Source organism: Prevotella sp. tf2-5, assembly GCF_900115435.1.
Taxonomy (GTDB): Bacteria; Bacteroidota; Bacteroidia; order Bacteroidales; family Bacteroidaceae; genus Prevotella.
Map to the genome: position 1 here is coordinate 1 of NZ_FOWK01000002.1, position 15,521 is coordinate 15,521.

At 46.9% G+C, this 15,521-nt stretch carries 12 protein-coding genes and 1 tRNA gene; 5 read left to right on the plus strand and 8 right to left on the minus strand.

The window, feature by feature from the left end:
• Positions 1–516 (minus strand): leucine-rich repeat domain-containing protein (locus BM257_RS02035; RefSeq protein ID WP_143096714.1); only part of this gene is annotated, 516 nt, incomplete at its 3' end.
• 450 nt (positions 517–966) lie between these two features.
• On the opposite strand from BM257_RS02035, the gene BM257_RS14495 reads away from it, so the two are divergent.
• Positions 967–1,167 (plus strand): hypothetical protein, encoded by a 201-nt coding sequence (locus BM257_RS14495; protein WP_143096715.1) that lies wholly within the window; start codon positions 967–969, stop codon positions 1,165–1,167.
• 134 nt (positions 1,168–1,301) lie between these two features.
• Here BM257_RS14495 and BM257_RS02040 read toward each other — a convergent pair.
• The 3 genes from BM257_RS02040 to BM257_RS02050 form a co-directional block, all read right to left on the minus strand.
• Positions 1,302–1,374: transfer RNA gene (locus tag BM257_RS02040), tRNA-Phe, on the minus strand.
• A gap of 141 nt (positions 1,375–1,515) precedes the next feature.
• Positions 1,516–4,137 (minus strand): C10 family peptidase, encoded by a 2,622-nt coding sequence (locus BM257_RS02045; protein WP_092067758.1) that lies wholly within the window; start codon positions 4,135–4,137, stop codon positions 1,516–1,518.
• Between the two features lie 68 nt (positions 4,138–4,205).
• Positions 4,206–5,411 (minus strand): hypothetical protein, encoded by a 1,206-nt coding sequence (locus tag BM257_RS02050; RefSeq protein ID WP_092067760.1) that lies wholly within the window; start codon positions 5,409–5,411, stop codon positions 4,206–4,208.
• 183 nt (positions 5,412–5,594) lie between these two features.
• Here BM257_RS02050 and BM257_RS02055 point away from each other — a divergent pair, with 183 nt between their 5' ends.
• Positions 5,595–6,641 carry a helix-turn-helix domain-containing protein gene (locus tag BM257_RS02055; protein WP_092067762.1) on the plus strand — a complete coding sequence of 349 codons (1,047 nt, stop codon included), beginning with the start codon at positions 5,595–5,597 and terminating at the stop codon, positions 6,639–6,641.
• On the opposite strand, the gene thiL is transcribed toward BM257_RS02055, so the two are convergent.
• Genes thiL through sppA form a run of 4 tightly spaced genes read right to left on the minus strand, consistent with a single transcriptional unit; the run spans position 6,613 to position 11,413 of the window.
• The gene (thiL, locus tag BM257_RS02060; protein WP_092067764.1) at positions 6,613–7,710 is read right to left on the minus strand and encodes a thiamine-phosphate kinase; all 1,098 of its coding nucleotides are present in this window, start codon (positions 7,708–7,710) and stop codon (positions 6,613–6,615) included. The two genes, BM257_RS02055 and thiL, sit on opposite strands and share 29 nt — an antisense overlap.
• Positions 7,701–8,573, minus strand: coding sequence for a purine-nucleoside phosphorylase (locus BM257_RS02065; RefSeq protein WP_092067766.1), 873 nt, complete (start codon positions 8,571–8,573; stop codon positions 7,701–7,703). The genes thiL and BM257_RS02065 overlap by 10 nt, the downstream gene beginning before the upstream one ends.
• The gene (gene lpxK, locus BM257_RS02070) at positions 8,458–9,630 is read right to left on the minus strand and encodes a tetraacyldisaccharide 4'-kinase (protein WP_092067768.1); all 1,173 of its coding nucleotides are present in this window, start codon (positions 9,628–9,630) and stop codon (positions 8,458–8,460) included. Before lpxK ends, BM257_RS02065 begins: the two co-directional genes overlap by 116 nt.
• 10 nt (positions 9,631–9,640) lie before the next feature.
• Positions 9,641–11,413, minus strand: coding sequence for a signal peptide peptidase SppA (gene sppA, locus BM257_RS02075; protein ID WP_092067770.1), 1,773 nt, complete (start codon positions 11,411–11,413; stop codon positions 9,641–9,643).
• 182 nt (positions 11,414–11,595) lie between these two features.
• Here sppA and BM257_RS02080 point away from each other — a divergent pair, with 182 nt between their 5' ends.
• From BM257_RS02080 to BM257_RS02095, 3 genes are all read left to right on the plus strand, one after another.
• The gene (locus BM257_RS02080) at positions 11,596–11,868 is read left to right on the plus strand and encodes a co-chaperone GroES (RefSeq protein WP_092067772.1); all 273 of its coding nucleotides are present in this window, start codon (positions 11,596–11,598) and stop codon (positions 11,866–11,868) included.
• Between the two features lie 67 nt (positions 11,869–11,935).
• Positions 11,936–13,567: a chaperonin GroEL gene (gene groL, locus BM257_RS02085; RefSeq protein ID WP_092067774.1), complete on the plus strand. Its 1,632-nt coding sequence runs from the start codon at positions 11,936–11,938 to the stop codon at positions 13,565–13,567.
• 406 nt (positions 13,568–13,973) lie between these two features.
• A complete protein-coding gene (locus BM257_RS02095; RefSeq protein WP_092067778.1) occupies positions 13,974–15,509 on the plus strand; it encodes a RapZ C-terminal domain-containing protein in 1,536 nt (511 codons plus the stop codon).
• Positions 15,510–15,521 lie beyond the last annotated feature (12 nt).

Genomic DNA, 15,521 nt, shown 5'->3' on the forward strand with positions numbered 1-15,521 from the left:
TCCGTCCTTGTCAATTAGACTAACAGGTTTTCCTATATTAGATGCTATTAAGCCTATGACCTTATTATTGCAAAATGCGGATAAATCAGTTACAGAAACCTTTACATCCGTCAGATTGCTGCAGCCATAGAACGCCGAATTTCCAATAGTTGTCACGCCGCTGGGGATAGTGATTGATGTCAGACCGCTGCAATATTCGAATGCATAACTACTTACAATTGTCATGCTGTTAGGCATATTCACAGATGTCAGACCGCTACAACCTTTGAACGCTGAACTTCCAATGCTTGTCACTCTGTAGGTCTTATCATTGTAAGTGACAGACTCTGGAATTACAATGTCACCTTTATAAGCATTGGCATTGCCAGAAGAGTAACTGCTGTAGAATGTAACAGTAGCATTCCCTGAAGAAAAGTTGTAATAGATACCGTCGACTTCTGCGTCATAAGCAAAAGCACTACTTACAACCATACTCATGAGTATGGCGAGTAAAAAGGTAAAATTAATTTTTTTCATAATCTTATCATTAAGTTAATACTAATAATGTGCAAACGTAGGGACATAAAAATGGCGTGGCCATCCTTATGCACTTACCACAGGGGCAGACCTCGGAAACGGAACCCCTCCACGCGATATAAGAATGCAACCACGCCAAAGCGTGGGGCATAGCTAATGCGTGGAAGAGAATACCGCCCCATCGGTCTTTCCCTTGCTTCTTAAATCGAACTATTCCAAACAAGATTTCCGAGGTCTTTTCGGTAAGTGCGAAATAATAAGCTTATGCATCTGTGGCTCGGGATGTCTCCCCCGATACCGTTGGCAAAGATAATAATAATTCTGAAAAATACGCAAAGTTTCAGAACTTTTTTCGTACTTTTACATCCAGAGTAAAGAAATAAGTAAGAAGTATGGTTTATAAATTAACACGAGAGCAACTTAGCGACATAGTCAGTGACGCAGTCACCAATGCCATCAAAAGCCTCGAAAACATCGAGGTTGTCGATGATTCTCCAACCGAAAATCCTCAGGTTGAAGTTGGGGAAATTCTCTGAGGAGCAATATAAAGAGACGGTAGACCTTATCATCGAGGAATTTGACCTCCCACGTGAAAAGACTATCGTCCAGAAAGCCACGCATTGGGATATCGGACAGACATGGAATGACTAAACATCGTTCATTGCATCCCAGGCAAAGTTATCACGCAATTTTGAAACTTTGATATCACATGGTATTAAAAGACAAAAGAAAAAAGCCCCTGCAAGAGAAATCTCTTGGACAGGGACTCATAATGAAAGGAGGAGTGGTACCTCCAGGAATCGAACCGGGGACACACGGATTTTCAGTCCGATGCTCTACCAACTGAGCTAAGGCACCATGTTCTTTTAGATCACTGCAATCCTTTCTTGCTTAGGCAAGCGACAGTCGTCGATCACGTTTGCGGGTGCAAAGGTACAACAAAAAAAATAATCCACCAAACTTTTGGCGGATTATTTTTCGTTCTACCCCAATTTTACACTATTTCACTACATACTTCTTACCATTCTTGATGATAATACCCTTATGGTTAGCCGACACTCGCTGTCCGCTGAGATTGTAGGCAGGCGTGTCCATACGCTGATCTGTCTTGACAGTGTTGATAGCTGTAGGAGTCACCAAGGTGTATTCATTGTCCCAGTCAAAGTTTAGCACGCCACCGCCTTCAGAATAGTAAGTCACGCTAAGGAAATATGACCTGCCTATCGTCAGATTAGGAATCTCAACGTTATAGAGTGTCTTCTGTTGACCGGCAGGTATCTGTACGTCCGTGATGGTCACCGTCTTCTCTGGGTATATATATCCATTAAAACCATCGTAGTATGCGGTCACTTCAATCTTGTCATTGTAGTCGTAAGTGCTGTTATTCTTGAGAACAACATTCGTCTTGATCGATGTTCCCTCAATGGTATAGTCAGACTTGGTGTTGGTCACGTTCAGCGAGAATGACAGGTCTGCCGGAACCAATACTTTGCCGACAGTACATGTCGTGCTGTTGCCCCAGTAGATAAATCCTGAAGAGAAATAATAAGCGACAAGGTAATATTTTTCGCCAGCAATCAGGTCCGGGAACTGTACGTTGACTTGTGTCTGCTCGCCTGCAGCAAGATTTATGTTTTTGACGACCTCAACGGGATCACCAATATAGTTCCAGTCGTCATCAATATGTTGCAGTTGGAATACTATCAGGTCGTCATATACATTATTTCCAGTATTTTTAAAGGTGAATGTGGCATTGATGGTCGTACCCTCAATGGTCATATTCTTCTCTCCTTCGATGGTCATGCTTGTTTCCAGACTCTGGGGTAGTGATTGCTCAATGGTAATCTCCGTCTGGTAGACAATGTTCTGTTTGTCATAGTCCGTGGAAATAGCAAGTGTTAATGTTCCGGCATTCTTCGAGGTGAAGGCAATCTCCAGGTCTTCCGTCTTTCCGCTTTCGAGGTATGATGATACTGCGGCGGCGAATTCAGAATCAGAGCCAAGCCATACATAGAAGGGATTTTCGTTAACATAGCCGTTATTCGTCCAGTTTATCACTGCCGACATGTTACGTCCCGTCTTCTTGACTCCATTCACTGTCACCTCATTAATCTTAATTGCTTTCTCTATATCTGAGGAATATTTCAAGGTGAGGTTGTTGCCGCTGATCTCCGCAAGGAGGATATTGTCGTTATATAACCCACATTTTTTCCATTCTGTTTCTCCTGGATAGCGGTACAACTCTCGCAACTCATAGATTCCATTGTCAAGGTTAGCGCCAAAGGAGAGATTACCGCCTGCATAAGAGAAATATCCCTCATTGATCGTTATGTCTGCCTTTGTGTCAAGGATCTTGAGGAAATTGTCCCCTTTATAGAGTGCCCATGCATGGTCTACCGTTACACTTCCCTCTCCCCAGAAACCAATCCAGCCAGTTACTGCGACATCCGTGAAGTCCTGTGTGGAGCCACTACGGGTGAACTGGTATGTGTCATACTGGCTCATGAAGAAGATGTCTGGTTTTGCAGCAGGCTCCCCATGGTCTGGTTGCACACCGATAATCGCAGCTTGCCATCTGGTATAACCGTTAGAAGATGAACCGCCGCCAATACCTCGTCCGTCAGGGTTGAGCACAGACAGCACGAAATGTCCGTCTGCATAACCTCCCCATCCCCAGTTGACGTGGAAGAGTCCCTTGTCATCGTATCCGTCAATCACGAACTGGTGACCACCAGAGCCGGAATTTCCAGAATACAGTACAGGACGTGCGTTGGAGAGCTCCTTGTAGATCATGGCTTCCCATTCTGTTGTAGTATAGTAGGAGCGGTTCATATTTTGTGCTGTTTTACTATAGCCGAAATAGTTGATGAGGTGAGCGGCACCTACACTTGCTCCCGACTCATTACTTGTATAGTCCATCCGCACAGCCTGACCACAGTAGCGCATCAGCTCTGCGACAGCATCGGCTGCTGCACCAGTCTCGTCATAACTATAACTATCATTCATCTGATCCCACTTGAAAGTGGTGGCAGGCAACTCAGAGAGGCTCAACTTTTTTGTAGAGGTTGTATATGCCGGTATGGCTGTTGTTGCACTCTGGGGCCATTTGTGATAGTACATGACCTGTGCCATTGCTGTGGCGACACAACCAGTGACAGAGTTGTACTCACCGTCTATCGGGCACTGCAGGTTATAAGGTGCTCCTTGATCCCAGTGGCATGTCAGTAAGGGAGCCACGGGAGCACCTATGACACGACGGGGATGTGTGTTTGCTTGGACATCTTCTCCCAAAGCCTTAATCTCCTCAGCATAGCCTTCCAGCCAGCGGCGGGCATTGACAGGGAGCTTGTTCATCTCCAGGCTACCCTTGTCGGCATATCCCAATACAGGTGTGGTGCGGTCGTCAGCACTGACAATCACGAAACCGTTCTGTCCCTCGGCATTGAAAACATAGAATTGGTTGTCACCCACTGCAGCGGCACGACGTACCTGCTTCTGCTGGAAAGACTTACCCTGCATAAACTGACGGGCAATCGTCAGTGCCTGTTGTTCCGTCACGTTTCCAGCCATCATCACCATACTGATAATGGTAAGGACTAAAGAACATAGTAATCTTCTCATAATTTATCTTTTCTTTTATTCAGTTTCAAATATATATATTATATAAGGTTAATAGTGATGCTTAATTATCAATCTACCTCGGGGAGCTTATGTTCTGTTTGTTTTCCTACCAATGCTTTTAGTCCTTTAATACCGTCAGGGTTATAGATGTAGAATTTGCCGTCACCTTCCTGCATCCAGAAATTGCCGAGCCAGTCACAATACAGATAATCTACTTGGTTGAACTTGATCTCTCCGAACAGCATGCCCATCATACCATAGTTACCTTCGATGCCCGTGCTGAGTTCCTGTGATATCTTCGGCTCGCCCTTCAGGTCCTTGTTATTCCACTCATAGAAATGCTTCTGGTAGTTATCCGTTACGGCAAGTACATGCTTACCGTTGCAAGCAATACGGGTAAACTTCTTGTTCTCGCCGGGCAGGCAGTAGGCCTCCTCCCATTTCATCTTCTTCATCGGAGAGCGCATCACCTGCTCACCCATGCCGACATAGATCATGCTGTCAATATCATCACGCCAGATACCAGAGAGCTCACCGCCGCCACCATTGCCAATCTCCTTCATCTTCCATATCTTGTTGCCGATGGCATTCTGCTTGTCGCGGCTGCTGGTGGTGGGAATGCCTTTAGGTAGTATACCTATCTCATCCATGTTGATATAGATAAGGGTACCGCTATTGCTGAGCAGACCGTCTGTCGCCTTGTCATAGTAACCAGTGACACGATGCTCTTTCAGGTCGATAATCAAGTTGGTGGCATCATTTATCAATCCAAGGTAACGTCTGTTGGGTGATGTGATGATCCTCTTATGCTCCTGTGCTTTGGTCAGGAAGATGGCGGGATCGTTCCATGCTCCTTCAGGAAGGATGACTTCCGAGGTGTTCACGTCCGAGCCATTATACTTGACGAGACCAATATCGGCAAGTCGGAAATAGAGGTTGGTGCTGTCAGCTCCTCCGCTAAGGATCTTCGCACGACGACGGGTTTTCCTGGGGATGACGATCTTCATCTCTCCCGTTGTCTTATTGACGGCACGGAGGGCGTTGGACTCTCCATTGGGATAGTCAAGGAAGTAGATGTTCTCCGCGTCCTCCCATAAACCGTTATGAATCCATTCGTCCAATTGGAGGATGGCAAACTTGTTGTTCACTTTTGCGGGTGCTGGCTTCTTGGCAGCGGCAGCAGGCTTTTTAGCCGCAGGTTTTTTCTTGATTTGTGCTGTGACGGCAATAGATGTCATTGCCAGGACACAGGCAATCATGATCATTTTTTTCATAATATCTGATGTTTACATTAGTATATGTTCTGTTGGCAAAGATAATGAAAATTCTTCTTAAAGAAAACACTAAGGGTGTTGTCTTTCGTTCATTCAAACAATTCCGAGTGTCAAAGCGTAAATTTTTATGATTTGATTCTTAAGAAATTTGGTTTTTCATTCGGTTTGCGCTACCTTTGCAATATGGAAGAGTACATGAATATATCATCATTCCTGATAGGTGCCTCTACGGCTTTCTTTGCGATGTTCGCCGTTCATATCCTGTTCTGGCGGACGAAGCGGACGAGGTTTCAGACCGTATTGGGCTATATCATGGCTGTATGGGCGGTATGGAACCTGAAAGACCTCTTTGTCACTTTTCCCGGGATGTATACTGAAAAAGTGCTGAACTGGATCATGGTGATTGATGGCTGGTCGGCACTGACCTATACAGTCTTTGTGTTTGAGACGGTGATGCCAAGGTGGGTGACAAGGAGAAGACTCGTCTATCTGTCGTTACCATTTGCGGTTTTCACCTTATTATATATTATACAGCCACAGCAATGGGTTATCTATGCCTATGTGGTGTTCCTATGGTTATATGCTTGGATGATAGTCGTTATCGGCTATGTGAAGATGAAGCGTTACCTGAGTTATGTCCGTAAGAACTACTCTAATATTGATGATATTGATGTGTCGTGGTTGAAACCCGTCTTTGCCTTCGCTATTGTCAGCCAGCTCGCATGGCTGTTTACGTCGCTTTTCGCCACAGTGACAATGGATATCATATATTATATCTCAATCATTCTGTTATGGTTGATGGTGCTTCATTACAGTTGGAACTTCCGTCCTATTGTTGTGGAGCAGGAGCAGGAGCAACCTCAGAACATACACAGAAATCCGTCATCTGCCATCGTGGAGGGTGTGTTGGAACGGATCGTGGAAGAACAACAGCTTTATCTGGTAAAGAACCTTACGTTAACGGATCTTGCCGCAGCGATGGGAACCAACCGTACTTACGTTAGTAACTATCTGAGTCAGGTACGTGGACAGACCTTTTATGATTATATCAACCAGATACGTATAGAGAAAAAGAGTGTTCCCTTGTTACGGGAACACCCAGAGTATACATTGGATTATGTGGCGAATGAGAGTGGTTTCGCCTCTATCTCTACCTTTCGTCGTGCTTTCCTCAAACTGACAGGAAAGACACCCCGTCAGTTTATAACGGATTCCACCCCTGAGCCTTGAGCTCAAACTCCTGGTCATCACGGGTAACGAGGATATGCCCGAGGCTCTCCTTGGTGATATGCCCGATAAGCTTGATATCCTCCATTGCCTCTATCTTCTCGTGGTCACCGATGGGAACGGTGAATAATAACTCGTAGTCCTCTCCACCATTCAAGGCACAAGTCGTCACATTCATATTCAGCTCTTCCGCCATCACCGCCGTCTGGTAGTCGATGGGAATCTGTTTCTCGAAGACACGACATCCCACATGACTCTGTTTGCATATATGCATCAGTTCACTCGACAGCCCGTCAGAGATATCCATCATTGCCGTGGGACGTATATTCGCCTCACGCAGCCGTTGGATGATGTCCCCACGTGCCTCTGTCTTCAACTGGCGTTGAAGCAGGTATTCCTTGCCGGCGAAGTCAGGTGTAGCGATGGTTGAGAGCTGAGCGTTGAGTGTTGAGATCTTTTGGGTGTCGCCCTTGGCTTTCGCCTCGGCAATCTTCTTCTGTATCTCATTGACCTGTTCATAGTAGATGGCTTTCTCACGCTCCAGGAGCTGTAGTCCCATATAGGCGGCACCGAGGTCGCCGCTGACACAGATGAGGTCTGTCTCCTTGGCGCCATTGCGGTAGACGATATCCTCTTTGCGAGCCTCTCCGATACAGGTGATGCTGATGGCAAGACCGGTATAGGAAGAGGTGGTGTCACCCCCTACGATATCCACGTTCCATTTGTCGCAAGCCATGCGCAGACCGTTATAGAACTGCTCCATATCCTCTACTGTGAAACGTTTGCTGAGTGCCATACTGACAGTCAGTTGGCGGGGGATACCGTTCATGGCGAAGATATCGCTGATATTCACCATTGCCGACTTCCACCCGAGATGCTCCAAGTCGATATAGGTGAGGTCGAAGTGGACTCCCTCCATTAACATGTCCGTTGTCACCAGTACCTCGCTGTCGGGGTAGTGGAGCACGGCACAGTCGTCGCCCACACCATATTTTGTGGACTCGTTCTGGGGCTTGATGTCTTTCGTGAGCCGGTCAATGAGTCCGAACTCTCCTAATTTTGCTATTTCCATTTTTCTGTTGGGTGGTCAGTATTGAAATTCTCTTGCTTTTGTGACGTGACTTTCTCCGATCGTACAATCATCTCTCGCATAATCTCTGTCATGAAAGGCTGGGCGGCATTAGCTGCTTCCTGTACTTCCTCATGGCTCACTTCCACAGGATTGTCGAAACCACCCAGATCGGTGATGACGGAGATGCCGAAGGTGCGGATACCACAGTGGTGGGCAACGATGACTTCTGGTACAGTAGACATTCCCACGGCGTCAGCACCCATCATGTGATACATCTTATATTCGGCAGGTGTCTCAAAGGTAGGACCTTGTAAACCGATATAGACCCCGAATTTCACACGTATTTTCTTCTCATAGGCGATGTTGGCAGCGAGCTGGATGAGATTCTTGTCATATGTCTCATGCATATCCGGGAAACGGGGACCTGTGGGATAGTTCTTGCCACGGAGGGGATGCTCAGGGAAGAAATTGATATGATCGGTGATGATCATCAGGTCGCCAATATTGAATTGCGGGTTCATACCACCTGCGGCATTTGATACGAAAAGCGTCTTGATGCCCAATTCATACATCACTCGGATAGGGAATGTCACCTCCTTCATGGAGTAACCCTCATAATAATGGAAGCGTCCCTGCATGGCTAAGATGTCGACACCTCCTAACTTCCCGAAAATCAGTTTGCCGCTATGTCCTTCCACTGTTGAAACAGGAAAGTTGGGAATCTCTGCATAGGGGATCTCTTTCTTGTCAGTTATCTCGGAAGCTAATTGTCCGAGACCTGTTCCCAGGATAATTGCTGTTGTTGGGCTTGTGGTCATCCTTTGTCTTAGCCAGGATGCTGTTTCTTGAATTTTTTCGTACATAGCCTATGATATATTGGTTAAACGTGTCCTCCTGGTCCAGCAAGAAATGGATGCTGACAGGAAGGGCGTAGATATGACGGCGTACCTCGTCGCTCAGTCCCTCCACGTCATACAGACGGGTGGTGTCTTTCTCTGTAGTGATGATACAACGGGGCTCTGGGAGTTGAGCGAATGTCTCGTTGATGAGTTGGATGTCCTTCTTCTTGAACTCATGATGGTCTGCGAAGCTCAGTGGGGTGAGGTTCTTGGTATACGGTTTCAGGTCATGTATCATCTGTTCCGGAGAGGCGATACCAGTGAGTAGGAGGACATGCTCCTTGGGCTTCAGACTGCTCAGCGGACGGGAGTTCCCACCAAAGACGGGCTGTAGGTCGTCGTATTCCAGGGCGGTGAAGTACAAACTCTGGTAGGCATAGAGCTTCATCGCCTTGGTGATGACGCGGTACTCCATGGGTTTCAGGTCTTTAGGACATTTGGTGACGATGACAATATCGGCACGGTCCTTTCCTGTCAGCGGCTCTCGGAGTCGTCCGGCAGGGAGCAAGGTGTCATAGATGACAAGTCTGTGGTAGTCTACCAACAGGATATTGACACCTGGCTTGACATAGCGGTGCTGGAAGGCGTCGTCGAGTAAGATGACATCCAGTCTCTTGTCGTGACTGGTCAACTCGTCAATGCCATGACAGCGACTTTTGTCGACAGCTACTGTCACTTGAGGGAATTTCTGTTTCATCTGGTAGGGCTCATCCCCGATCTCCAACATGGTGGTCTTGTCGTTGGCAATGATGAAACCCTTGCTCTTCCGTTTGTAGCCACGACTGAGTACTGCTACATGAAAGAGGTCTTTCAGGTGCTTCACCAGATACTCTACATGGGGTGTCTTACCAGTGCCGCCAACAGTAATGTTGCCCACAGAGATAACGGGGATGTCGAATGAACGGGTCTTCAGGATACCCAGCTCAAAAGCCATGTTGCGCAACTTGACTCCTAAACCATAGAGCCAACTCAACGGCAACAGCCACTTGTTGATGACAATAAAATCCCCTTCAACCCTCATGCCACCTTGTTTATTTTATATAGAGGTAATATGGCAGGCGAGCCTGGATAGCACTCTTCTTGTTGATATTCCTGATGTCACTGAAAGGCTTGTAATACTCTCCTAGTGTAGCGCGCATCTCTTCGTCAAGATAACTCTTCTTGTTGATCTGTCCCATGATTTGCTCTACCCAGTCAGCAGGTGCAGGATAACTCTCAGTCTTGTATTCTTCCAACTTAGCCAGTTGAGCAGCCTTCTTGACAGCGTCATCCAAAGAACCGATAGCGTCTACGAGTTTGATACCCAGTGCGTCATTACCCAGCCATACACGTCCCTGGGCAATCTCCTCAACACTCTCAACAGATAGCTTACGACCATCTGCTACACGTTTGCGGAAGAGCTCGTAGCCACGACCGATATACTGGTCGAGCAAAGCCATCTCCTCTTCGTTGAAAGGACGTGCTATCGTTCCGAAGGCAGCGTGTTTGTTGGTCTTTATCTCGTCAAACTTAACACCCAGCTTGTCGGTCAGCAGTCCACTGACATCGGGGAACATACCGAAGATACCGATAGAACCAGTGATGGTGGTAGGCTCTGAGTAGATATAGTTGGCAGCACAACTGATATAGTAGCCACCAGAGGCTGCGTAGCCACCCATCGAGACGACAACGGGCTTCTTGGCCTTCAACTTAGTGATGGCATGCCATATCTGCTCAGAGGCATAGGCAGAGCCGCCAGGAGAGTTGACACGCAGCACAACGGCTTTCACATCGTCATCCTCAGCCAGCTTCTCCAAGTCCTTGCAGACGGTAGGTCCTACAATGCTGTGCTCTTGCTGGGTCAGACTGGCAACCTCAGAGTCTATGATGTCACCATATGCGTAATAGACGGCAATCTTCTCACCACTCTCTTTCTTTCCTTTCACGTTAACCATGTCACTGAGAGACAGTTGGTTGATATGGTCGTCAGCATCAATCTTCAGGAGCTTCTTAATCTCACCTTTCACCTCGTCGGTATACAGCAGACCGTCAACCATCTTCATCTTCACAAGATCAGGTTGGTTGGATAATGCGACAAAACGGTCGGCATAGGCATTCAGGGAGTCAATGGAGATCTTACGACTGTCAGAGACATCCTTCAACATCACCTTCCAAATACCATTCATATAGGCTGTCACCTGTTCACGGTTCGGCTCACTCATCCCGTCGGCAGTCATCATCTCAGGGGCACTCTTGTATTTACCGACCTTACAGAGCTGGTATCTTACCCCAAATTTGGCAAGCAGGTCTTTCAGGAACATGGGATTAGCAGAAAGACCATGCCAGTCTACCATTCCTTGCGGGTTCAGGTAAACCTTGTCAGCCACGGAGCAGATATAATATTCTGTCTGTGTGTAGCTGTCACCGTAGGCGATAATCCATTTCCCACTCTTCTTGAAGTCAAGCAGTGCCTCACGGATGGCATGGGCAGAGGCAGGAGTGTCAATGGAGAAAAGTCCTGACTCGATATAGATACCCTTGATGTCCTCGTTTTCTTTTGCTTTCTTGATGGATGCGAGGATATCGTCCAGTCCAAGGTTCTCACTGACTTGTCCCATCAAGAGTCCCAACACATCTTCCTCCACACGCTCCTCCACTTGTCCGGAGAGCATTAATGTGAACACGGAATTTTTCTCTACGGGAACAGAGGATGCCGAGGAGGCAGCCAGTCCTACCAAGGAAATCACGAAGAAAATACCCAGGATAAGGGTGAAAACGACAATGCCTGTTACTGTGGCAAAAACATACTTGATAAACTCTTTCATAACCTGTTTGAAATTGACTATATTTTGCAAAGGTACGAATAAGTGAGAAGAAAACCAAATTTTAAACTCTTTTTTAATATATAATAAGGTATAAAGACTATCTGCCAAAGTGTCAGTTATGAAAGATTGGCACGCTTTTCGCCTATTTTGAGTCAGTAAGTTTAATTTAAAATTTTAGTATTATGAATATCAAACCATTAGGAGACCGTGTGTTGGTATTGCCCGCACCGGCAGAAGAGAAGATCGGTGGTATCATCATCCCAGATACTGCCAAGGAGAAACCCCTGCATGGAACCATCAAGGCTGTAGGACAGGGAACTAAGGATGAGGAGATGATTCTGAAGGCTGGTGACGAGGTGCTGTATGGCAAGTACTCTGGCACAGAACTCGAGTTTGAGGGAACCAAGTATCTGATGATGCGTCAGTCTGACGTTCTCGCTGTTATTGAGAAATGATAATCCATATCGTAATATCGTAATATCGAAATTCCGAAATATCGAAAAAAATAAAAAAAGAACTATTATGGCAAAAGATATTAAATTCAATATTGAGGCTCGCGACCTGCTGAAGAACGGTGTGGATCAGCTAGCCAACGCAGTGAAGGTTACATTAGGTCCTAAGGGACGTAACGTAGTGATTGAGAAGAAGTTCGGTGCTCCCCAGATTACTAAGGACGGTGTGACCGTTGCCAAGGAGATTGAGTTGGAGGATAAATTTGAGAATACAGGTGCACAGCTTGTCAAGAGTGTCGCCTCTAAGACGGGCGATGATGCTGGTGATGGTACAACGACTGCTACCATTCTGACACAGGCTATTGTTACAGAGGGCTTGAAGAATGTCACAGCAGGTGCCAACCCCATGGACTTGAAGCGTGGTATCGACAAGGCTGTGAAGGCTGTGGTTGATTTTATCAAGGAGAATGCTGAGCAGGTTGATGACAACTACGACAAGATTGAGCAGGTGGCTACCGTTTCCGCCAATAACGATGAGGAGATTGGTAAACTGCTGGCTGACGCTATGCGTAAGGTGTCTAAGGATGGTGTCATCACCATCGAAGAGTCTAAGAGTCGTGATACCCATATCGGTGTCGTCGAGGGTATGCAGTTCGACCGTGGCTATCTGTCACCTTATTTTATGACAGATAGTGAGAAGATGGAGTGTGTAATGGAGAATCCTTATATTCTCATCTATGATAAGAAGATCTCTAATATCAAGGACTTCCTGCCTATCTTGCAGCCTGCTGCTGAGAGTGGACGCCCCTTGCTCGTCATTGCAGAGGATGTTGACTCAGAGGCTCTGACAACTTTGGTTGTCAACCGTCTGCGTGGTGGTCTGAAGATCTGTGCTGTCAAGGCGCCTGGCTTCGGTGATCGTCGCAAGGCGATGCTTGAGGATATTGCCATCCTGACAGGTGGTGTCGTTATCAGTGAGGAGAAGGGCTTGAAGCTGGAGCAGGCTACGTTGGAGATGCTGGGTACTTGTGATAAGGTAACAGTCTCTAAGGATAATACTACGATCGTCAATGGCGCCGGTGACAAACAGGCTATCCAGGATCGTATTGCCCAGATCAAGAAGGAGATAGAGTTGACGACCTCTTCTTACGACAAGGAGAAGCTGCAGGAGCGTCTTGCCAAATTGGCAGGTGGTGTCGCTGTCCTCTATGTAGGTGCCAATAGTGAGGTGGAGATGAAGGAGAAGAAAGACCGTGTGGACGATGCCCTTTGCGCTACCCGCGCCGCTATTGAGGAAGGTGTTGTCGCTGGTGGTGGTACTACCTACATCCGTGCCCAGGAGTCTTTAGTCAATGTCAAGGGTGCCAATGCTGATGAGCAGACAGGTATCAACATCATCTGTCGTGCCATCGAGGAACCACTGCGTCAGATTGCTGTCAATGGTGGCGGTGAGGGCGCTGTTGTCGTACAGAAAGTCCGCGAGGGCAAGGGTGATTTCGGTTACAATGCCCGTACTGATGAGTATGAGGATATGCGTAAGGCTGGTATCGTGGATCCTGCAAAGGTTGCACGTGTCGCACTGGAGAATGCTGCATCAATTGCTGGCATGTTCCTGACAACGGAATGCCTGATTGTTGACAAACCAGAAAAGGAACCTGCTATGCCAATGGGTGGCGCACCTGGCATGGGCGGAATGATGTAACGAATTGTAAACCAGACATATCAAAACGAGGGGGATTGACTTGAAAATCAGTCCTCCTCTTTGATTTAAATCAAGAAATGTTCGATTTTTAGATATAATGTTTGCTTTTTTCAAGGATAGTTTTTATCTTTGCATCGTCAAAAAGGTTAAAACCCTTGGCAAGATTATATTAGGATTTAGCGAAATAAAGATATTTTTTTGATTTGTTTTAGTAGATTAGTTTTTAAGTAGTTTGTTTTAAAACCGATTGTCGTGAGACAACCGGTTTTTTTGTGCCCTTTCCTTTTGCATTTCTCTCTTTTTTTCGTAACTTTGCCATCAAGATGGCGAAGTAACTCCGTCTCGGCAAAAAAAAGAATAAATTCTTTTGTTTTGCTCTCGACTTTTCGTAACTTTGTCGGCAATTATGCATCAGTTAGTAGAACTATACAAGAAGTGGAGTGGGGCAGAGCCTTCGATGATGGAGCAGTTGCCCGTAGCAGGAAGCAATCGTGTGTACTATCGTTTGACGGCGCAGGACGGTTCCACTGTCGTGGGAGTCATAGGTACCAGTCGTGACGAGAACCATGCCTTTGTCTATCTCTGTCGCCATTTTACCAAACGCCAATTACCAGTGCCGCGGCTACTTGCTGTCAGTGAGGATGAGTTACGTTATCTGGAGACAGATCTCGGCTCCACCTCATTATTTGATGCCATCCGTGGTGGACGGGAGGCTGGTGGACGATATACGTTGAAGGAGCAGGACCTCTTGAAGCGTACCATCCGACAACTGCCGAACATCCAGATCCGCGGTGCCCGTGAGTTGGATTTCTCCCATTGTTATCCACAGGCGGAGTTTGATGTGAACTCTGTCCTCTTCGACTTGAATTATTTCAAGTATTGTTTCTTGAAGGCAACAGAACTGGATTTCCATGAGATGAAACTGGAGGCAGACTTCCGTTTGTTGGCGAAGGACCTGACGGCAGAGAAATGTGAGGCTTTCCTCTATCGTGACTTCCAGGCTCGTAACGTGATGCTGGACGCTCAGGGGAATCCTTATTTTATTGACTTTCAGGGTGGGCGCAAAGGACCTTATTATTATGACCTTGCCTCTTTTCTCTGGCAGGCATCGGCAAGGTATCCGTATAAGTTACGTCGTGAACTCGTCTATGAGTATTATCACGCACTGAAACAGTTTACGGAAGTGCCTACACCCCATCATTTTGTGGAGCGTCTGTCACTATTTGTCCTTTTCCGTATCCTGCAAGTGCTGGGGGCATACGGCTTCCGTGGCTATTTCGAGCGTAAGCAGCATTTCATCACCTCGATACCGCCTGCCATCCAGAACCTGCGTGAGTTATTGGCAGTCACTAACTTCCACTATCCTTATCTGATGTCCTTGTTGCGTCAGTTGACGGAGCTGCCTCAGTTCCAGCAGATAGAGACGACGGCAAGTCGCTCGGATGGTTATAAGACAACAGACCGCAACCCCTATACGCCACATCCACAAGACGGACCTCCTACGTTCTCGAAATATGACGCACAGGGACCGCTGGTGGTGAAGGTCTTTAGCTTCTCTTATCGAAAGGGTATTCCCGAGGATGAGAGTGGCAATGGTGGAGGTTATGTGTTCGACTGTCGCTCGACGCACAACCCAGGACGTTATGAGCCGTATAAGCAACTGACGGGCCTGGACGAGCCTGTCATCCGCTTTCTGGAGGATGATGGTGAGATACTGACCTTCCTTGATTCCGTCTATAAACTCGCTGATGCCCATGTGCGCCGTTATATCCAGCGAGGCTTTACGAGTCTGATGTTCTCGTTCGGCTGTACGGGCGGACAACACCGTAGTGTGTATTCCGCTCAGCACTTGGCAGAGCATATCCACGATAAGTTTGGCATTGAGGTACAGATATGTCATCGTGAGCAAAACATCACCCAGACGCTACATTCTACACTCTAAACCCGATACGAT

Excerpts from the sequence above, each read along its gene's own strand:
- BM257_RS14495 (WP_143096715.1), top strand. The coding sequence starts at position 967 with ATGCCATCAAAAGCCTCGAAAACATCGAGGTTGTCGATGATTCTCCAA.
- BM257_RS02045 (WP_092067758.1), bottom strand. The coding sequence starts at position 4,137 with ATGAGAAGATTACTATGTTCTTTAGTCCTTACCATTATCAGTATGGTG.
- BM257_RS02050 (WP_092067760.1), bottom strand. The coding sequence starts at position 5,411 with ATGAAAAAAATGATCATGATTGCCTGTGTCCTGGCAATGACATCTATT.
- BM257_RS02055 (WP_092067762.1), top strand. The coding sequence starts at position 5,595 with ATGGAAGAGTACATGAATATATCATCATTCCTGATAGGTGCCTCTACG.
- thiL (WP_092067764.1), bottom strand. The coding sequence starts at position 7,710 with ATGGAAATAGCAAAATTAGGAGAGTTCGGACTCATTGACCGGCTCACG.
- BM257_RS02065 (WP_092067766.1), bottom strand. The coding sequence starts at position 8,573 with ATGTACGAAAAAATTCAAGAAACAGCATCCTGGCTAAGACAAAGGATG.
- lpxK (WP_092067768.1), bottom strand. The coding sequence starts at position 9,630 with ATGAGGGTTGAAGGGGATTTTATTGTCATCAACAAGTGGCTGTTGCCG.
- sppA (WP_092067770.1), bottom strand. The coding sequence starts at position 11,413 with ATGAAAGAGTTTATCAAGTATGTTTTTGCCACAGTAACAGGCATTGTC.
- BM257_RS02080 (WP_092067772.1), top strand. The coding sequence starts at position 11,596 with ATGAATATCAAACCATTAGGAGACCGTGTGTTGGTATTGCCCGCACCG.
- groL (WP_092067774.1), top strand. The coding sequence starts at position 11,936 with ATGGCAAAAGATATTAAATTCAATATTGAGGCTCGCGACCTGCTGAAG.
- BM257_RS02095 (WP_092067778.1), top strand. The coding sequence starts at position 13,974 with ATGCATCAGTTAGTAGAACTATACAAGAAGTGGAGTGGGGCAGAGCCT.